This is a genomic window from Pantoea sp. PNA 03-3, from assembly GCF_003201175.1.
GTDB lineage: Bacteria > Pseudomonadota > Gammaproteobacteria > Enterobacterales > Enterobacteriaceae > Pantoea > Pantoea stewartii.
Window position 1 is genome coordinate 164,568 of sequence record NZ_QICO01000009.1, and the last position, 17,363, is coordinate 181,930.

Annotated in this window: 23 protein-coding genes; 19 read left to right on the forward strand and 4 right to left on the reverse strand. The window is 52.2% G+C overall.

Annotated features, from left to right (window positions below; translation table 11 throughout):
* The first annotated feature begins 98 nt into the window (after positions 1–98).
* Positions 99–371, forward strand: coding sequence for a biofilm development regulator YmgB/AriR family protein (locus C7433_RS20255; protein WP_054633066.1), 273 nt, complete (start codon positions 99–101; stop codon positions 369–371).
* A gap of 105 nt (positions 372–476) precedes the next feature.
* On the opposite strand, the gene C7433_RS20260 is transcribed toward C7433_RS20255, so the two are convergent.
* The 3 genes from C7433_RS20260 to C7433_RS20270 form a co-directional block, all read right to left on the reverse strand.
* Positions 477–674 carry a hypothetical protein gene (locus C7433_RS20260; RefSeq protein ID WP_033739941.1) on the reverse strand — a complete coding sequence of 66 codons (198 nt, stop codon included), beginning with the start codon at positions 672–674 and terminating at the stop codon, positions 477–479.
* Positions 675–799: 125 nt separating this feature from the next.
* Positions 800–1,057, reverse strand: a complete 258-nt coding sequence (locus C7433_RS20265) for a hypothetical protein (RefSeq protein ID WP_033739939.1) — start codon at positions 1,055–1,057, stop codon at positions 800–802.
* A 279-nt stretch (positions 1,058–1,336) separates the two neighbouring features.
* Positions 1,337–3,265 (reverse strand): methyl-accepting chemotaxis protein, encoded by a 1,929-nt coding sequence (locus C7433_RS20270; protein WP_054633067.1) that lies wholly within the window; start codon positions 3,263–3,265, stop codon positions 1,337–1,339.
* 910 nt (positions 3,266–4,175) lie between these two features.
* On the opposite strand from C7433_RS20270, the gene C7433_RS20275 reads away from it, so the two are divergent.
* Positions 4,176–5,720 carry a methyl-accepting chemotaxis protein gene (locus tag C7433_RS20275; RefSeq protein ID WP_110268785.1) on the forward strand — a complete coding sequence of 515 codons (1,545 nt, stop codon included), beginning with the start codon at positions 4,176–4,178 and terminating at the stop codon, positions 5,718–5,720.
* A gap of 100 nt (positions 5,721–5,820) precedes the next feature.
* Here the strand turns inward: C7433_RS20275 and C7433_RS20280 are convergent, their stop codons facing one another.
* On the reverse strand, positions 5,821–6,405 hold the full coding sequence (locus C7433_RS20280; RefSeq protein ID WP_006118225.1) for a phage repressor protein: 585 nt from the start codon (positions 6,403–6,405) through the stop codon (positions 5,821–5,823).
* Positions 6,406–6,831: 426 nt separating this feature from the next.
* Here C7433_RS20280 and C7433_RS20285 point away from each other — a divergent pair, with 426 nt between their 5' ends.
* The 17 genes from C7433_RS20285 to C7433_RS20360 form a co-directional block, all read left to right on the forward strand.
* The gene (locus tag C7433_RS20285; RefSeq protein ID WP_033739936.1) at positions 6,832–7,200 is read left to right on the forward strand and encodes a hypothetical protein; all 369 of its coding nucleotides are present in this window, start codon (positions 6,832–6,834) and stop codon (positions 7,198–7,200) included.
* A gap of 66 nt (positions 7,201–7,266) precedes the next feature.
* The gene (locus C7433_RS20290; protein WP_006118223.1) at positions 7,267–7,485 is read left to right on the forward strand and encodes a DUF2732 family protein; all 219 of its coding nucleotides are present in this window, start codon (positions 7,267–7,269) and stop codon (positions 7,483–7,485) included.
* Positions 7,485–7,712 carry a TraR/DksA C4-type zinc finger protein gene (locus C7433_RS20295; protein WP_006118222.1) on the forward strand — a complete coding sequence of 76 codons (228 nt, stop codon included), beginning with the start codon at positions 7,485–7,487 and terminating at the stop codon, positions 7,710–7,712. Before C7433_RS20290 ends, C7433_RS20295 begins: the two co-directional genes overlap by 1 nt.
* Entirely contained in the window at positions 7,709–9,790 is a 2,082-nt protein-coding gene (locus C7433_RS20300; RefSeq protein ID WP_233255803.1) for a replication endonuclease, read from the forward strand. Before C7433_RS20295 ends, C7433_RS20300 begins: the two co-directional genes overlap by 4 nt.
* 338 nt (positions 9,791–10,128) lie before the next feature.
* Entirely contained in the window at positions 10,129–10,539 is a 411-nt protein-coding gene (locus C7433_RS20305; RefSeq protein WP_033739934.1) for a hypothetical protein, read from the forward strand.
* A gap of 858 nt (positions 10,540–11,397) precedes the next feature.
* Entirely contained in the window at positions 11,398–11,565 is a 168-nt protein-coding gene (locus tag C7433_RS20310; RefSeq protein WP_226374750.1) for a hypothetical protein, read from the forward strand.
* Between the two features lie 655 nt (positions 11,566–12,220).
* Positions 12,221–12,424: a tail protein X gene (locus tag C7433_RS20315; RefSeq protein WP_033739932.1), complete on the forward strand. Its 204-nt coding sequence runs from the start codon at positions 12,221–12,223 to the stop codon at positions 12,422–12,424.
* A gap of 5 nt (positions 12,425–12,429) precedes the next feature.
* Positions 12,430–12,654, forward strand: a complete 225-nt coding sequence (locus C7433_RS20320) for an HP1 family phage holin (protein WP_033739930.1) — start codon at positions 12,430–12,432, stop codon at positions 12,652–12,654.
* A complete protein-coding gene (locus tag C7433_RS20325) occupies positions 12,638–13,147 on the forward strand; it encodes a lysozyme (protein ID WP_110268786.1) in 510 nt (169 codons plus the stop codon). The genes C7433_RS20320 and C7433_RS20325 overlap by 17 nt, the downstream gene beginning before the upstream one ends.
* Entirely contained in the window at positions 13,144–13,578 is a 435-nt protein-coding gene (gene lysB / locus C7433_RS20330; RefSeq protein ID WP_033739927.1) for an Rz-like lysis system protein LysB, read from the forward strand. The genes C7433_RS20325 and lysB overlap by 4 nt, the downstream gene beginning before the upstream one ends.
* Positions 13,460–13,735, forward strand: a complete 276-nt coding sequence (gene lysC / locus C7433_RS23960; protein WP_226374589.1) for an Rz1-like lysis system protein LysC — start codon at positions 13,460–13,462, stop codon at positions 13,733–13,735. The genes lysB and lysC overlap by 119 nt, the downstream gene beginning before the upstream one ends.
* Positions 13,665–14,135, forward strand: coding sequence for a phage tail protein (locus C7433_RS20335; RefSeq protein ID WP_081049498.1), 471 nt, complete (start codon positions 13,665–13,667; stop codon positions 14,133–14,135). Before lysC ends, C7433_RS20335 begins: the two co-directional genes overlap by 71 nt.
* Before the next feature lie 91 nt (positions 14,136–14,226).
* The gene (locus C7433_RS20340) at positions 14,227–14,811 is read left to right on the forward strand and encodes a phage baseplate assembly protein V (protein ID WP_033739923.1); all 585 of its coding nucleotides are present in this window, start codon (positions 14,227–14,229) and stop codon (positions 14,809–14,811) included.
* Positions 14,808–15,158 carry a GPW/gp25 family protein gene (locus tag C7433_RS20345; protein WP_033739922.1) on the forward strand — a complete coding sequence of 117 codons (351 nt, stop codon included), beginning with the start codon at positions 14,808–14,810 and terminating at the stop codon, positions 15,156–15,158. The genes C7433_RS20340 and C7433_RS20345 overlap by 4 nt, the downstream gene beginning before the upstream one ends.
* Before the next feature lie 3 nt (positions 15,159–15,161).
* A complete protein-coding gene (locus tag C7433_RS20350; RefSeq protein WP_058708657.1) occupies positions 15,162–16,070 on the forward strand; it encodes a baseplate assembly protein in 909 nt (302 codons plus the stop codon).
* Positions 16,063–16,671: a phage tail protein I gene (locus tag C7433_RS20355; protein WP_033739917.1), complete on the forward strand. Its 609-nt coding sequence runs from the start codon at positions 16,063–16,065 to the stop codon at positions 16,669–16,671. Before C7433_RS20350 ends, C7433_RS20355 begins: the two co-directional genes overlap by 8 nt.
* Positions 16,668–17,363 (forward strand): phage tail protein (locus C7433_RS20360; protein WP_233255804.1); only part of this gene is annotated, 696 nt, incomplete at its 3' end. The genes C7433_RS20355 and C7433_RS20360, both read left to right, overlap by 4 nt.

The window sequence follows — 17,363 nt, forward strand, 5'->3', positions numbered from 1 at the left end:
TAAAAACGCAGCGGTTGCTGGTATGCACGCAGGATTGCAGCACTGAACAGTCAGTATGACGTCACTTACCTTCACAGATACAGATTAAGAAGATCATCATGCCGAATACTATCGACATTGAGCAAAACACGACAGAAGCAGAAATACTGCATCTCTTTCGCCGTGCGGGTGACACACTTCAGGCTGAAAATGCAGTGCTGGATGCGGTGATTCGTGACATCGTCATTCAGGGACAAAAGGTGACCAGTAAGGCCATCATCATACGTCTGATTGCCGAACTGGAATGCACGGAAGATAGCACCGAGTTGGCCGTGTTACGCCATTGCCTGGAAATTGTTGTGGGGCGAACATCCTCCAGGGACGATGCGTAAGATACAGCCTGCGCGGTCTCGCTGAATCTGTCATGGAATAAAAGCGCATCGCCCTGTACTGATAAAGCGGTATCGGTGCCACCGCTAGTCCGGTGCTTCATCATCTTAATGAAACTGTCGGGAAAGCAGGCGTATCGCTTCCTGACACGCTTTCTTTTCAAGCTGCTCTGTGCTCTGTTCACTGTAATTATGCAGTGAACTGACAATATCCTGAAGATGGAGCTCGCCATCGGGTTTAAGCAAACGCGCAACTATCGTACCAATAATGGTATAGATGTCTTGCATGGCGGTGTCATCACTCATTCGACCTCCGTCAGCGAAAACGTGCCTTTATTAATCAGCGCGTCGGTTATGTGAATACCTTTCAAGGCGCTTACTCGTGCAAAGCGTTTTTCAGAAAATGGGGTAAGCCGCTGCCTGGCAGCGACTTAATGAAGGTGATGGATACTGAGATCACCGAGTTCTGTCGTTTGCGATTCAGCCGGACGAGAAATCATCTCCGCACGGATTTCTTCAATGGCCCGCAATGCTGCGCGAATGCGTACCTCATCACTTTCGGTATCCAGAAGCTGTTGCAGCCGCTCAAGGAGAAGGCGCCAGGAAATTGCCGCATCCTCATTCAGTAGCTGCGTCACCATCTCTCCGATGATGATGTCCGTCATTTTTTCGTCAAAAACGTTATTCATATACTCCCCGGAAGGCGGTTCTGAGACCGAAAGATTAGCACAGGTTTTTCCAGTGGGGGTTTGCTCAGCATCAAAATGAGACTGCACGGATGTGCAGGCGGCACTGCAATGGCACCGAAAACCTTTACTGGCTTTTTTTTGCGGGCAACAGAATAAGTTTCTTTGAGCAATCATTCAATTGTACATTGACGTATTTTTCATCTTTGCCAAAGAAACAGCCCGGGCAGTGCCGGGCTCTGGCGGTCATGCTGCTGCATCGCCGGTTAACTGAGAAGACGGTCAGGCTGTACGAAACACAGAAACCATGTCGCGCAAATCACTGGCCCGTTTTGCCAGTTCATCTGCGGATGACGCCGACTGCTCAACCAGTACCGCATTTTGCTGTGTCACCTGATCCATCTGGTTAACGGCAATATTAATCTGGCTTACGCCGCTGCTCTGCTCTTCAGACGATGATGAGATATCGCGAATCAGCTGAGAGGTTTGCTCTATGGCCTCTACGCTCTGCTTAACTTTGCTGCCCGCATCCTGCGCCAGCGTTAAGCCTTCATTCGACTGAACGACAGATTGCTCTATGAGACCTTTAATCTCTTTCGCGGCACCGGCTGAGCGCTGCGCCAGTGCGCGCACTTCGGCCGCAACTACGGCAAATCCTTTACCCAGTTCGCCGGCGCGAGCCGCTTCAACGGCGGCGTTAAGCGCCAGTATATTGGTCTGAAAGGCGATGCTGTCAATGACGGCGGTGATTTCCTCAATCTGGCTTGAGCTGCCACGAATCTTCTGCATTGTCGCCATGACAGCGTTCATCGCATCACCACTCATTAAGGCCGCATTAGTCGCCGATACGGCCATATCGGAGGCGTAACGTGTGTTATCGGCATTCTGTTTAATAATGGACGACAGTTGCTCCATACTGGCGGCGGTTTCAGCCAGCGAGGCGGCCTGTTCCTCCGTACGCGATGAGAGGTCGTTATTACCCATCGCAATTTCTTCCGACGAGTTGGCAATGGTTGACGCGTTATTTTTAATACTGGTCACTAACAGCGAAAGACGTAGCTGCATCTGCGCCAGGGCATTCAGCAGTTCGGCGATCTCATTATTGCCCGATACCGTTATTACAGTGGTTAGATCACCCGCTGCAACTTTACTGGCCACTGCCACCGCCTCTTTTACAGGGCGCGTGACCGAACGACTAATCATAAACGCCACAAAGACTGCAATGAGTGCTAACACCAGTAATGCGGCCAGCAGGATATACTGCGAATGACGACGTTGATCGATTTGATCGTTGAGCGTGATTGCCAGTTGCTGGCTGAGTTTGGTGCCAAGATCGTTATAGGCGTTAATCGCCTGGGTAAAGGCTTTTACGTAGTCCAGAGGCGTAATCTGCACGGTTTTCGTGATAAAGACGTTTTCCGCCATCTTAAGTACGCTGGCCGAACGTTGATAGGCGTCCTGCGCCTGCGCGGCAAAGTCAGTTTTCAGTCCTGGCTCCACGGTAAAGGCTTTATTCAGTACATTACTGAATTTTTCCAGTGCATTTCGGCCGCCTTCAAGTTGATATTCCATGGCGCCACGATAGGATTCGTCAGCTTTATCCCCCGCCGCAATGATGGACGTACCACTTGCCCGGATGCGCCCGAGCGTTTCGGTCAGCTCTGGCAGGCGGCCATAAATACTCATGATAAGTTGATAAGTATTCAGGTCGGCATCTAAAGAGAGACTGTACAAATCAAGAATGTCTTGATTCGTGTCCAGCAGGTTTTGAATGAGTTGGGCATGATGCGTCAGGCTGCTCGACAGTGTTAACTTCCCCGTTAACACGTCCTGTTGTAGCTGTGACCATGCGGTCTGAACGTTTATAAAACGCTGAGTGGGTTGTGCGCTGGCATCATATTGACGCAATTCAGAGGCTATTTTTTCATACATTGCATCGATCTGAGAAGCCAGCGCTACGCGTGGCGCGTTATCCAGCTTATTTTGGGAAATAGCGATGGCGCTTTCCGCACGATGGCGCTGTATCAGGTTAAGTAATGTCAGGATATCTTTTTCGATCGGTACGCCCTGTAACTCTTGTGTTTTTACGTTAATCGCTTCATTACCCGTCTGAATAAATAGATAGGTAGGTAATATAAATAAAACCAGAGCAAAAATACCGAGGATAAGAAATTTTGTCGGCAGGCCGAGTTTGTCGAGAATGTTTTTCATTACTTGCGGTCCAGGTGGAGTGGTGTCTTTTGATAAAATCATCAAAATATAATTATGTTATGTTTTTACTGTAATAGAATGGAAATTTTTCGCTTATTATCAACGATCTGTTTGATTTAACGGCAGGGCGGGGCCCATTTTTCACAGTGAAAGACAGTATAGAGTGCATTCTTCTGTTTATCATGTTAAAGATTCACTAAATTTTCTTTTCAGTGTGGCTAAGCCAAATTATTTTTCTTTTTAAATTTTCATCTAATCATAAATAGGTATATATGGGATGCTTGTTATAAAAAAGCAGCCTCGATCCCAAAGAATGAAAAAAAATTAAAGTTATCCTGAGGGGTGACGATAATGGCGGTCCTTATTTTTTTAGCCAACAATAAAGTCTTCCAGGGGCTTTTACCGGGTAATATTCTGGTCAGATAATTAAAGTCATATGACTTACGATGAGTATCGCCACGTGCTCAGGACCGATTAAACATACATTCCGCTTACTCCCGCAAGACGCTTCCGAAGCTGAGGGTTGTGTTGCAATCCCTGTGACGCGTTTTGTGTCGCTGCGTGCGTCATCGCCTGCGTGTTTTCCTGCGCTTAAGCACTGTTTACAGTGAAGAAGTGGTGCACGCTCTGACGCCGCAGCGGCAAACGGTGAGTGTTCCCTGTTAACCACGATTGAATATTTTTTTCTTATCGCCAGAAAGTAACCAATACAATGTTTTATTCTCTTTTTCTAAATGAAATTCTTCTCGTTTAGTTTAAGATTTAATATTCGTCAAATTATTTTTGTTTTTATTAAAAAACCATAATTATCAATTGCTTATTATTTTTTTATTACGGGGCTCTTAATTTTTACTGTGGATTTTACTTTTTTAACCGATACCTGTTTTTCACCATAAGCAGGGAGTCCATAATGAAAATTTCAACGCGCCTGACGATGAGTTTCGGCCTTTTAATTACGCTGTTTATTATCTGCACCTCAGTGGCCTATACCGGTATGAATAATGCCCGTAACGGCATGGATGAAGCCGTAAATGTCAAAATGAAGAAATACCGTGTGGGGATGGACATGTACGGTGGGTTACGTGACATGGCCGTCATTGTGCGTAACCTTGCCCTGATTACGGATCCCGACCAAATGCAGCGAGAGTGGCAACGTATTGTCACGCAAAAAGCGAGCTATATAGAGAACCGTGAGCGTCTGGCTGCAATGGTTGCCAGAGATTCAACGCCAAAGGCCAGAGAGGCCTTTGATAAGATAGTAAGTAGCGAGGGCCCGGTGCTGGCGGCGCTGGAACATGCCGGCCAGCTTGGCTTACAAAACAAGCAGCAGGACGCGACGTCTTATCTGATAAAAACGGTTCGGCCATTGCAAGGGCAATTACTTGAGTCGCTGAAAGAGATGACCAGGCTGCAAATGGAAGACAGTGAAAAGTCCGTTGAAATCACCAGTCAAAATGTGCGCCGGGCCACGCTGATTCTGTTGATTCTTGCCTCTCTGTCGGTGGTCGTTTCCGTCGCAGCGGGGTATATGATTATACGCGTGCTGATGCGTCAGCTCGGTGGTGAACCTGCTCAGGCGCAGGCATTATCTGCGGCGATTGCCGGCGGCAATTTAACCGCACCGGTCTCCTTGCGTGCCAACGATTCAACCAGTCTGCTCGCCTCTCTGGCGAATATGCAGACCAGTTTGCGTCGTCTGGTTAGCCAAATCAAAGAGACCGCCGGATCGGTCGCCTCGGCATCCGATGAAATCGCTCAGGGCAATACTGAGCTGTCATCACGTACTGAACAGCAGGCTGCCGCCCTACAGGAAACGGCGGCCAGTATGGAACAGCTCACCGCCACGGTGAAGAGCAATACGGCCAGTGCACAACACACGGCTACCGTTGCCCGCGAGGCTGCAACCCTGGCGCGCAGCGGCGAGTCCGAAGTGCAGCGGATGTCTCATACCATGAATGACATCGCCCTGAGCGCGACAAAAGTACGCGACATCACAGGCGTGATTGAAAGTATTGCGTTTCAGACCAATATTCTGGCGTTAAATGCGGCGGTTGAGGCAGCGCGGGCGGGCGAGGGTGGGCGCGGTTTTGCCGTCGTCGCTGGCGAGGTCAGAATCCTGGCACAGCGTAGCGCCACTGCCGCAAAAGAGATCAAGGAACTGATTGAACATGCGGTGGAACAGGTGGATAGCGGCGTTCATGTCGCCGCCGGGACCGGAGAAAGTATTCTGAAGGTCGTGGGCATGGTCAATGCACTGGCGGGCGCGATGGATGAAATATCAATGGCTTCGTCAGAGCAGATGCAGGGGATCTCGCAGGTCAGCGTTGCCGTCAGTCAGATGGATGGGGTCACCCAGAATAACGCGGCGCTGGTTGAAGAATCCTCATCCGCCTCGCACTCCCTGTCAGAGCAGGCGCACGCCTTACGCGGCATGGTTGAAGCATTTCAGGTTTGATCGCTTAGCAGGGGCGGTAACGCCCCTTTTTTATATCACAGAGTCTGGCTTGCCCAGCCTCACGACAGGACATCCCCGCGTCGCCAGGCAATCGGGCCTGTCACTGAATGGTCAGAACAACCCGGCCAATCAGTTTGATGTCATCAATCCCACAATCAAAGGCCACGCCAATCCCGCTGACGTGGACTTTCCTGACCGGAATACGCGTCAGCGTTCTGACGCTGGCTGTGCCTTCGATTTCGACCAACCAGACGCCGTCATGCATATCTTCGAAGTCAGTATCGATGATGTATTGCGTGGTTTCGGCCAACAGTAAAAAAGCGTTGCGCGGTTCCTGCTTCAGGGGCGCATATAAGGCTTTATCCAGCATCACATAACCCGCATCCTCGATTTTTCCGCTGATTAGTTTTTTTCTAATCAGTGTCGGTGTGTCAGGTTTGCTTTCTGAGAACTTACTTCCTTTACCCGTAATCAACCATTGCAAGTCCGCCCCCGTTTCCATAACGCACTGCAAAACGATATCTGACGGAAAAACATCACGTTTATAGCGTGCAGACAGGCTGCTTGCGGCAATTCCAAGGTGATCTGCAAGCTGCATTTTCATGGTAAAGCCATAGGCATCGACAACGCGATCCAGAGCTTCAGCGCTCGAGTTCGGAAATTTGAAATTAGTATAAACGCTCATTTTCATTGACACTTAGATTTAGTCTAAGTATCCTCCGGTTTTAGTTAGCCTTTGATTGATGCAGCAGCAGGCGGCTTTATCAGATAACGAAAGATTTTGCCTGATGAGGCCCATTTTTACAATCGTCATGCCGGAACCTTATCGCGTCGCTCACCTGTCTGCGTGTAACGGTCAGCACCGGTGAGATAAGGCAACACGGGCGATTGTGTCGGTAAGCGCCGCGATTGCACGCAAGATGTGAGTGAAAGTGGTTTAACGCCTTGTCGTGCTGACACTGAGGCCAGTTTTATTACCGTTTCGCTTAATGCTTAACAAAAGCCAGCGATGAGACAGGCGCGAATCCGTCATCAGGTACAGACACCATGATGTCAGTGACGGTGGCGACTGGTCAGTCAAACCCGATGCAAACTTTATCGGAGGAAAACAATGAGTCGCACCGTCCAGATAAAAAGCCCGCTATCCGCTTCGCATGCTGAAGCGCGTTTTGACAACGGCAGCAGCGAAAAGATGACCTTTGATGAATTTCGTCAGCGCTGGCGTTTGCTGCGCGACAGCAACCGTAACCCTGCGCTGCGGTACTTCAATCACCAAAATGACGATTTCAAATTCTGTGTTTTAACGCTGGTCAATCGTGACTGGCCCGGCAGTTTCAGGCAGGAAGATATTGGCAAACCTTTCGAGTGTTTCGATCAGTTACGTCGTGAACGCATCATCATGGCGATGAACAAGCTGGCGCGCTGGGGAAAGATATTGCCGCGACAGTTCTCAACGGCGGACTGCTTTTTGCCTGAATAAACCACCTAATCGTAACGCAATGACGTAAACCCGTCGGGCATGACTTTGCCCAAAATCTGGAGAGAAATGATGAACAGCGAAACCCATTCACTGAATGACGCCACAACCTTTACCCTCAACAAGCTGCTTGATAACGAAAGAAAAGCCTGCGCACTGGCGGTCGCCAGACGGCTGAATGTTATGGCGGCGCATATTACGCGTCAGACATTAAACGGCATTGAGGCTGCGGAACTGCTGCGCAACGAAGCTGAACGTTATGAAAACGAATCAGGAGCGCTGCGCTGATGGCCGATACCATTGATGTCGCGCAGCAGCGCAGCGAAGAAATCCTGGCGCACAATATTGCCCAGGTCACGCAACGGCCCGTGGCAATCAGCGCTTCGTTTTGTGAAGAGTGTGATGCACCGATTCCCGAAGCGCGCCGTCGCGCCGTTCAGGGTGTCACCCGCTGCCTGTCCTGTCAGGAAGTCTGCGAGTTACGCACACGTCTTCACCACGGACAGGCGCGATGATGACTTTTGCTTACCCGTGGAATGCCCCCCGGCTGGCGATTGCCAGCCCGTATCCCACTTATGACCAGCAGCAACACCGCGATCGCCTGATTGCGGCGTGGCTGCATGGGCAGAAAACCCTTAATGCCCAGGCCAGGATGGTGCAACTGGACGTCCGGCGTCGCATGGCGTTACTTGAAAAGCAACAGGGCACAGCCCGGGCTAATGCGTACTTAGCAAAAACCTTTGTTGAGCGTACATTACCGCGTGTTGAGTCAGTCAACCAGCGCTACCAGTTGCATGCCATGCGTCCCGGCATCGTGGCGCAACTATCCCGAACGCTGTCGTGCCCGCAAGGTGCAGCCAGAGCGGCCGGCACATTGTGGGAACTGATGAAGCGGTTTAACCGCCTGCCGGATATGTCCCGTGCTGATGTTGATTTACTCGCGGGCGATATTGCCAGCTTTATTCATGCAGAACTGGTGCAGTTGCATGCCAGCATCAGTGACAGGACGGATTACCGTTATGTCCATCACCTTTACACAACCGCAGCTATCATCACCCGTGAACTGGGACAAACGCCACCGCTCTGGGAAACGGTCAGTACTCGCTTCTTCTGTCCCGACGATGTTACCGCCGCCATCCTGCGTATGCAGGCAGAGAAATGGTGGAAAGGACAGTTGCGTCGTCTCAGCGCCTTCTGGCGAGAACATCTGCATATTGCCTTAGCCAACGTCAGCAAAAAGCGGTCACCTTATGCCAGCCCGATGGCGGTCGCGGAATGGCGGGAACAGCGTCGACGCACTCGTGACTTCCTGCAGAGTATGGATCTGGAAGATGAGGAGGGGAACCGCATCAGCCTGATCGAAAAATATGACGGCAGTGTGGCCAATCCAGCCATTCGTCGTGCGGAACTCATGACACGCATTCGTGGCTTTGAAACCCTTTGTCAAAATATGGGCTTCCGGGCGGAGTTTTATACTTTAACCGCCCCCTCTCGCTATCACGCCACCTTGCAAACGGGCCACCGCAATGCGAAATGGAACGGGGCCAGCCCGGCGGACACGCAGCGCTATCTTTGCACGCTCTGGCAGCGAGTCCGTGCCAAACTGCATCGAAATAACATCAGTATTTTTGGTCTGCGCGTTGCTGAGCCTCATCACGATGGTACACCGCACTGGCATATGTTGATGTTTATGCGCCCTGAGGACGTCAGTCGGGTAAGTGAGATCCTGCGTGATTATGCCTGCCAGCAGGACAGCGATGAGCTGAACAGCGCCCGCGCACGCAAAGCGCGTTTTCATGCGGAAGCCATTGATCCAGCAAAAGGCAGCGCGACAGGCTATATCGCTAAATACGTAGCAAAAAACATTGATGGCTATGCGCTCGAAGGCGAGCGGGATCATGAAAGCGGAAAGCCGCTGAAGGAAACGGCGATGGCCGTCTCGGCCTGGGCGGCCCGTTGGCGCATCCGCCAGTTTCAGTTTATCGGCGGTGCTCCCGTCACGGTTTATCGCGAACTGCGCCGCCTGGCTGATCTGCAAAGCGCTCATGGTGCGGGCGAGGCGTTTGCTGCCGTACATGCTGCGGCTGATGCCGGTCAATGGGCTGCGTACACCGATGCCCAGGGCGGCCCCTTCGTTAAACGTGACGCACTTACCGTGCGTGTCTGGTATCAGCCCGATGAAAATTGTAATGCCTTTGGCGAGGAAACGCAGTCGATTAAAGGTGTTTATGCCACGGCGACAGGGCCCGGCGTGCCCGTGTTGACCCGGCTGAAAACATGGAAAGTTGTGCCTAAACGCGCTGAAGAAGAGGGCGGCCAAAAACCGCAGCCGGCGTTGCGGTCTTGGAGTTCTGTTAATAACTGTACGCATATGCCAGCAATGCCTTTTAATAATTGCCACGGCAGCGGGATTTACACTATCGAATGCCAAAAATTTCAGCAAAAAGGTTTAGATAATGATGAATACTCTTCGTTTTACAGGCTATTCCTGTCCGAGTACTTAACGGGCTTTGAAAAAGCCAGACCGACATTGTTGCCGTATGAAAATAAAGTAGAACTCTCACGAATATCGAAAAGGACTGACTGCTTTTAAATCCTTGCAGCCGAGCCAAGAGATAAAAATTTACATTTATCTTAGCGTGACGTGCTGTTTAGGTATTGCTGAGTAAACGGTATACGATTGCTGTTGAGTCCACGTGACATGAAACTGGATGGGCAATAAGGTATCTCTTTAAATTATCGAAATGTATTTGGGGACTTAACGTTTTTTTTAGTGGGACAGCATCGTGACACCAGAACGCGGATGAATTTCCGTATCTTCAAGAGTACTACTGGTCAATTTTTCGTCTTTTCAAGTCATGTTTATCCAAATGGAATGTATTCAACCGGTACTGGATTTTCTCAATTACATTGTTTTCAGGAGTAAGAATTATGAACGCAAAGAAAACGTTGGTCGCTTTTACTGCTTTTATAGCGCTGTCAAGTCAGGCAGCAACAAGCATTAATATCAATGCACTACAAAACTGCATCACATCGCCTCCGGGAACCGCTGCTGCTGGTAAACCGGCACAGTTCCAGATGCAAAAAGGGACTTATGATGTCTCAATCACGAATAACAATATGAGCTGTTCCAGTAATGATCTGGGCGGTGGCTGCGCTATTGATACTGTTCTGCTTCAGGGGGGCTTAGGATATTCAACTAATCGGTGGGGGCAAAGCATTACATCGACACCGGTTCGCGTTTACGTTGATGTAACCTCAACAATAATTGCCTGGGTTTCTGACGATGGTTGTTACAATAACACGGGGCAAGCTACGCTTGTAATAAATAAAATTCAGTAGCTCTTCCATCAGGCCGACTCCATCTGATGACTTAATAAAGCCTGAAAGGTGAGCCGGTCTTTTGATTAAATATGCAAGATTATAAAATTTTTATAGTATGCATAAAGAATGCAGGCGGAGAATGTTCGGATGGCATTTTTGACTGGGGAATTAAATTACATGGCAGTATCGTTAAAAGAATTATTCGTTTTTAGCTGCCGAGGATGAAACGTATTGATAGATGATTATAGGGGGAATTAAAAGCCATCATGTTGCTGCAGATTAAGGTTTTAAATAATTGAGCCATACTACTTATCATAATTTCAACTCATTCATTCAAATAAGTAACTGGCAACAACGCTATGTCAGGTATTGGATATCGAGCATGCCAGGATAGCGAAGGGAACGCTGAACATCTTTTCAGTAGGTTTTCCCTCCCGCTTTCACCCTTCGCAGAAGTGCACTGGTGGATGGTTGCGCTGTAGGGGGTATCGCTTACCCATCTCCTTTTGTAAGGACGGCTTTATGGCAATCTTGCCTTTAGACGCATCCGCTCAAAAGTGTGTCTGCATTTATGGCTGGTAGCGCTCTGTGTGGAAGAGCATACATGAAATGCTTTCAAATCCGGACGAAACACACGCCACGTTTTTGGCATCATTTAGAGGAAAATCTATTGATTTTTCTTACGCTTCTGCAGGTCAGTGCTGAAGGTTTGTCTTAAGGGAAGGTTAATAAAAGTTGATGCCTATCAACATGATATAATTTTTTACCAACTATCTTAAAACGCTTCCACAGTTAATCAATGCTATGATACTGTATGTATGTACAGTGTTTATTTTGGGGGAGGGAATTGTGGGAAATGAATTACATGAGCGAGTTATGCTTGAGCGCGTTGAGCTTATCGCCAGGCTCACCAGTGAAGGGGCCTGCGGCGAACGAGACAGGGAAATTGCGTTAAATTTGATTGCTGAACTCGCAGCTAACTACACCCTTTCCGATAACCGATTTTCCGTTGTCTTTTCGGCTACGCCTTTAAAAAAACCATGATGCCGGCGTTCTCACTGTAACGTCAGCGGGTTGTCTGTCGCCTGAGCCCACCCAAAGGATGATGTGGGTTCAGGCGCGGGCAGCGGTCCGGGCAAACAGACCTTCACTTCGATCGGTCTTTAGCGTTCCTTTCTGTCATGTCAGGCCACAAAAAACGCCAGGCAGTTGTCACGTTCCTTTCCCGTTTCACTGCTTCATCCGGCCGCAGACGCTCATCGTTAAAACACGCACTTTTCTTTCCCGTTTCGCTGCCTCTTCCGCCTGCGGATCATCACGGCTAAAACACGCACCTTCCTTTCCCGTTTTATTGCCTCTTCCGGTCGTTGAACCTCATCGTTAAAACGTGCGATTTTCTTCCTTCCTGCCGTTTTTTAGCCGGAGTCATCCCATTTTTACTGCCTTTGCCCGCTCACTGTTGAGCGGGCGCTCCCGCGTTGAGCAATGCGCTGCTGAAGCAGACACTACTCCTGTCGCGCGCTGGCAACGCAGGCCGCGCTGAGCACATGCCCCCTGTTTACCGCATGGCCTGAGCTTTATGAAACCTGCTTTTGCGACAGGAGATATGGCCTGGCGATGCGGTGCCGGTAATGCAGGCTACCGCTGACAACATTTCGCCCAGCCAACCATGGTTTTTATGCTCATAAGGGGCCAATCAATGCTGATTTATGCACGACAGGAAGAAACGGTTGATGAGATTTGCTGGCGTTATTACGGACGCACGCAGCAGGCGGTTGAACAGGTTTATGCCGCCAATCCTGGCCTGGCAGAAAAAGGCCCAACCTTACCGCACGGATGCAAAGTGGTCTTACCGGATCTGCCCCAGGCGGCTACTGGTGAGACGCTCAATCTGTGGGATTAGTGCCAATGGAAAAAATCAGTTCTCTGATTAATTACCTCATCGGGATTGTCCTGATGTGGTTTGGACGTCACACACCACAGGATATCGCTTTTATGGTGGGCTCTGGCGTTGCTGTGTTAACGATGTGCATCAATGTCGCAACCTTTTTTATCAACTGGTATTACCGCCGCAAAACCTACGAGCTGCAGCAGCGCAACGTTAAGGGGCTGAATTTTGAGCCAGACCGCTAAGCGATGTGCCGTCGTCGCCGTGCTGGCCATGGCCGCACTGCTACCGCAAATCAAGATGCTAAAAACCTCCGAAGCCGGACTCAGGCTGATTGCTGATGCCGAAGGGTGCCGCACGTCACCTTATCAGTGCAGCGCCGGCGTCTGGACTAACGGCATTGGCCATACGCAGGGCGTTACGCCTGCCAGCGTGGTGAACGAGCGCCAGGCGGCAGTCAACCTGGTTTATGACGTCATGCGCGTTGAGCGCGGCATTGATCAGTGCATGACACGTGACATGCCCTCCGAGGTCTACGACGCGGTGGTGTCCTTTGGCTTTAACGTCGGCGTACATGCCGCCTGTAACTCCACGCTGGCGGGCTTCATTAACCGTGGCCGCTGGCGCGATGCCTGCCTGCAGCTCAGACGCTGGGTCTATGTCAAAGGGACGTATAACGCCGGGCTGGATAACCGTCGCCAGCGTGAAATGGTCTGGTGCCTGAAGGGGGCAGGATGATGCGACTGATGGTGTTTGCGATCGTGACGTTACTTGCGGCACTGGGGGCCGGCGGCTGGCGTCTCAGCGTCATCGAGGCGCGGCTGGACAAGGCACAGCACAAGGCCGCGGCGCTGGCCGCCGACCTGAGCAACCGGGAGAAGGCCATCGATCAACTCAACCGGGATAGTCAGGCCAGCCGAAAACGTGAGGCCGAACTGCGGCTACAGCAAAACCAGGCCAGCGCTCAGGCGCTGAACCGCGAAACGACAATCAGAAGAGAAACCGATGCGAATCCCGCTTTACGTGCCTGGAGTGCGACTGCTTTGCCTGCTGACGTTATCCGGCTGCACAGCCGTCCCGCCTTCAGCAATGCCCGAGATTATCTGGACTGGCTGTCCACGCGTGACCAGTTGCCCCATCCCGGAGAACCGCCTGCAAACGCAGGGTGATTTGGCGGCAGATAACCGCCAGTTAGAGGCTGCGCTCGCATCGTGCGGGTTGCAGGTAGAGATGATTAAAGCGTGCCAGGAGCAGCATGATGTTGAAAGCAACCCAACTCCGTCAGGTGCTGATAAACAGCGTTCCGCTGCTACAGCAAAATCCTGACAACCTGACCATCGATATTCAGTCCGGCAGTCTGGTCTCCACCCTCGCCAGCTCGCTGTCGTTTGAATACCACTTTCAGCTGGCTGTCGTCATTACTCAGTATGCCGACGATATTGATCTGATCATGGTGCCCGTGCTGGCCTGGCTGCGGGAAAACCAGCCCGACATCATGGTGTCGGAGGAAAAACGCCGCACCGGCTTTACCTTCACGCTTGATGCCACGGACGAGGGGAAGCACACCGTGACGGTCACGCTCCAGCTGACCGAACGTGTCTGGGTTGAGCAGCAGGAAGGTGGATTACACATCACGCATCTGCCGGAACCTGCGCTGCCAGAAAACGATGCGCGGCCCTGGCAGTTGTATATCAAAGGCAAGCTGGTCAGCGAATGGAAGGCATAGCCACTGCCGCTTTTGCTGAGGCGCTGTTTAGTCATTTCTGAGTAAACGGCATTCGATTGCTGCTTTTCTCCTGCAACGTGAAACTACTGCCATGAACGAGCAAATATTAGAAATCAAGCGCTTGCTGCGCAACATGGTCCGCATCGGTACTGTCTCCGACGTCAATCTGGAGGCGGGCACCTGCCGTGTAAAGACCGGTGATAACACCACTGACTGGCTGCACTGGCTGACAGCCCGGGCGGGACGCACCCGTACCTGGAATGCCCCTTCGGTTGGCGAGCAGGTGTTGATCATGAGCCTGGGCGGCGAGCTGAACAGCGGCTTTGTTTTGCCCGGTGTGTTTTCGGATGCCAGCCCGGCGCCATCGGCCTCTGCGGATGCGCTGCACTGCTCCTTTCCCGATGGGGCGGTTATTGAATATGAGCCCCAGACCGGCGCGCTAAAAGCGGAGGGGATCCAGACTGCCACTCTCAAGGCGGCCGTTAAAATCCTGCTGGATACGCCCGAGGTGGAGTGCACAACGTTACTCAAAACCGCCACGCTGGAAGTCACCCAGGGCGGCACCATGAAGGGCGACGTATCGCACAGCGGCGGCAGTTTCGCCTCCAATGGCAAAGTGCTGCATACGCACCAACATCCGGGCGACAGCGGTGGGACAACAGGAGCGCCATTATGACAACAGCACGCTACAGCGGTATGAGCCGCGAAACGGGTACGACGCTGGAAGAGCTGGATCACATCCGACAATCCGTGCGCGACATTTTAACCACGCCACTCGGGTCGCGGGTGATGCGCCGTGATTATGGCTCGCTACTGTCGGCGCTGATTGACCAGCCGCAAAACGACACGCTGCGTCTGCAAATCATGTCGGCCTGTTATATGGCGCTGCTGCAGTGGGAGCCGCGCATCAGCCTGACCGGCATCAATTTTGAGTCTGCGTTTAACGGCGGGATGGTGGTGGAAATCACCGGCAACCGTGCGGATACCGCGCAGGATTTTTCGTTAACCGTCCCTGTGAGTTGAATCATGCCTACTATCGACCTGAGCCAGCTGCCTGCGCCAAATGTGGTGGAAACGCTGGACTATGAAACGCTGCTTGCGGAACGCAAGGCGACATTGATTTCGCTCTATCCTGCTGACCAGCAGGCGTCGGTTGCCCGCGTACTGGCGCTGGAGTCGGATCCGCTGGTGAAGCTCCTGCAGGAGAACGCGTACCGGGAAGTTATCCTGCGCCAGCGCGTTAACGAGGCGGCAAAGGCGGTGATGGTTGCCTGGGCCAACAGCAGCGATCTGGATCAACTGGGCGCAAATAACGGCGTGACGCGGCTGGTACTGACCCCTGCAGATCCCACCGCCACGCCGCCTGTTGAAGCCGTAATGGAGCGCGACGAAGATTTTCGCGCCCGCATTGCTGCCGCCTTTGAGGGGCTGAGTGTGGCAGGGCCATCGGGTGCCTATGAGTTTCATGCGCGCAGTGCCGACGGACGCGTCGCCGATGCTTCCGCCATCAGTCCGTCTCCTGCCAGCGTCACCATTACCGTGCTGTCACGCGAGGGCAACGGCGTGGCGGATAACGATCTGCTGGCAATCGTGGATGCCGCCCTGAACGATGAAGATGTACGACCGGTCGCCGACCGCGTCACTGTTCAGTCGGCTCAGATTGTGGATTATCGCGTCGAGGCCACGCTGTACCTCTATCCCGGCCCCGAAGCCGAACCTATTCGCGCTGCCTCAGAAGCAAAACTGCAGGCGTTCGTGAACACCCAGGCACGTTTGGGCCGCGATATCCGTAAGTCTGCGCTTTACGCCGCCCTGCACGTCGAAGGCGTACAGCGTGTCGAACTGGCGCAGCCGACTGCGGATGTGGTGCTGGATAAAACCCAGGCGGCGTTCTGCACCGGTTATCAGATCACGGTAGGAGGTTCTGATGAGTAAACGCCTGCTGCCCACCGGATCTTCGGCACTGGAAGTGGCGGCGGCGGAAGCCTGCGCAACGCTGGAGGCCATCCCTGCGCCGATGCGCATGTTGTGGAATGCTCAGACCTGCCCGGTCGAGCTGCTGCCTTATCTGGCCTGGGCCTGGTCGGTTGACCGTTGGGATTCAGGCTGGAGCGAAAGCACCAAGCGCAGCGTGGTTGCCGCATCGGAATACATCCATAAGCACAAGGGAACGATTGGATCGCTGCGCCGTGTGGTGGAGCCGCTTGGCTATCTAATCCGCATCAAGGAATGGTGGAACACCAACGAAGCGCCGGGCACATTCCGCCTGGACGTGGGCGTGCTGGAAACCGGTATCACTGAGGCCATGTACAACGAGCTGGAGCGATTAATTGCCGATGCCAAGCCGGTCAGCCGTCATCTGACGGGGTTATCCATCAATCTGGACAGCACCGGCACCGTTCCTGTTGCGGCCGCCAGTTACAGTGGCGATGAGCTTACCGTTTATCCCTATACACCTGAAGTTATCACCGCAGGCGGTTCCGGTTACACCGGCGCAGCGGTCCATCTTATTGACCTGACGGAAGTGAGAGCATGACAACGAAATATTTTGCCATACTGACCAATCAGGGCGCGGCTAAGCTGGCCAATGCCGCAGCCCTGGGTACCCAACTGCAAATCACCCAAATGGCGGTGGGGGATGGCGGCGGCACTTTGCCCACGCCCGATCCTGCACAGACCAAACTGGTCGGCGAAAAGCGACGCGCTGCACTGAATTCACTGAAGGTGGATGCGGCGAACGCTAGTCAGATTATTGCTGAGCAGATTATCCCTGAAGGCGAAGGTGGCTTCTGGATCCGCGAAATTGGCCTGTATGACGCCGATGGCGTTATGGTTGCGGTGGCAAACTGCGCTGAGACTTACAAGCCACAACTTCAGGAAGGCAGCGGCCGTACCCAGACCGTGCGCATGATTCTGATCGTGAACAGCACCAGTGCCGTCACATTAAAGATTGATCCTTCGGTGGTACTGGCCACGCGCCAGTATGTGGATGACAAAGTCATCGAAGTGAAAGCCTATACCGACGACGTGATGAAGAAGCATGTCGATGCGGCAAACCCTCATAGCCAGTATCTGCAAACGGCTAAAGCGCTGGCAGAGATTAAAGATGCGGGGCTGGTGGCGGAGGTTCTCAAAAACCTCGGTTTAGGCGAAGGCTCTGCTTTGCCGGTTGGCGTGCCGGTTCCCTGGCCTTCGGAAAATCCGCCAACTGGGTGGCTAAAGTGTAAT

What these genes read in the sequence shown, in the direction of transcription:
- C7433_RS20255 (WP_054633066.1), top strand. Translation starts at nt 99, where the DNA reads ATGCCGAATACTATCGACATTGAGCAAAACACGACAGAAGCAGAAATA.
- C7433_RS20260 (WP_033739941.1), bottom strand. Translation starts at nt 674, where the DNA reads ATGAGTGATGACACCGCCATGCAAGACATCTATACCATTATTGGTACG.
- C7433_RS20265 (WP_033739939.1), bottom strand. Translation starts at nt 1,057, where the DNA reads ATGAATAACGTTTTTGACGAAAAAATGACGGACATCATCATCGGAGAG.
- C7433_RS20270 (WP_054633067.1), bottom strand. Translation starts at nt 3,265, where the DNA reads ATGAAAAACATTCTCGACAAACTCGGCCTGCCGACAAAATTTCTTATC.
- C7433_RS20275 (WP_110268785.1), top strand. Translation starts at nt 4,176, where the DNA reads ATGAAAATTTCAACGCGCCTGACGATGAGTTTCGGCCTTTTAATTACG.
- C7433_RS20280 (WP_006118225.1), bottom strand. Translation starts at nt 6,405, where the DNA reads ATGAGCGTTTATACTAATTTCAAATTTCCGAACTCGAGCGCTGAAGCT.
- C7433_RS20285 (WP_033739936.1), top strand. Translation starts at nt 6,832, where the DNA reads ATGAGTCGCACCGTCCAGATAAAAAGCCCGCTATCCGCTTCGCATGCT.
- C7433_RS20290 (WP_006118223.1), top strand. Translation starts at nt 7,267, where the DNA reads ATGATGAACAGCGAAACCCATTCACTGAATGACGCCACAACCTTTACC.
- C7433_RS20295 (WP_006118222.1), top strand. Translation starts at nt 7,485, where the DNA reads ATGGCCGATACCATTGATGTCGCGCAGCAGCGCAGCGAAGAAATCCTG.
- C7433_RS20300 (WP_233255803.1), top strand. Translation starts at nt 7,709, where the DNA reads ATGATGACTTTTGCTTACCCGTGGAATGCCCCCCGGCTGGCGATTGCC.
- C7433_RS20305 (WP_033739934.1), top strand. Translation starts at nt 10,129, where the DNA reads ATGAACGCAAAGAAAACGTTGGTCGCTTTTACTGCTTTTATAGCGCTG.
- C7433_RS20310 (WP_226374750.1), top strand. Translation starts at nt 11,398, where the DNA reads ATGCTTGAGCGCGTTGAGCTTATCGCCAGGCTCACCAGTGAAGGGGCC.
- C7433_RS20315 (WP_033739932.1), top strand. Translation starts at nt 12,221, where the DNA reads ATGCTGATTTATGCACGACAGGAAGAAACGGTTGATGAGATTTGCTGG.
- C7433_RS20320 (WP_033739930.1), top strand. Translation starts at nt 12,430, where the DNA reads ATGGAAAAAATCAGTTCTCTGATTAATTACCTCATCGGGATTGTCCTG.
- lysB (WP_033739927.1), top strand. Translation starts at nt 13,144, where the DNA reads ATGATGCGACTGATGGTGTTTGCGATCGTGACGTTACTTGCGGCACTG.
- C7433_RS20335 (WP_081049498.1), top strand. Translation starts at nt 13,665, where the DNA reads ATGATGTTGAAAGCAACCCAACTCCGTCAGGTGCTGATAAACAGCGTT.
- C7433_RS20340 (WP_033739923.1), top strand. Translation starts at nt 14,227, where the DNA reads ATGAACGAGCAAATATTAGAAATCAAGCGCTTGCTGCGCAACATGGTC.
- C7433_RS20345 (WP_033739922.1), top strand. Translation starts at nt 14,808, where the DNA reads ATGACAACAGCACGCTACAGCGGTATGAGCCGCGAAACGGGTACGACG.
- C7433_RS20350 (WP_058708657.1), top strand. Translation starts at nt 15,162, where the DNA reads ATGCCTACTATCGACCTGAGCCAGCTGCCTGCGCCAAATGTGGTGGAA.
- C7433_RS20355 (WP_033739917.1), top strand. Translation starts at nt 16,063, where the DNA reads ATGAGTAAACGCCTGCTGCCCACCGGATCTTCGGCACTGGAAGTGGCG.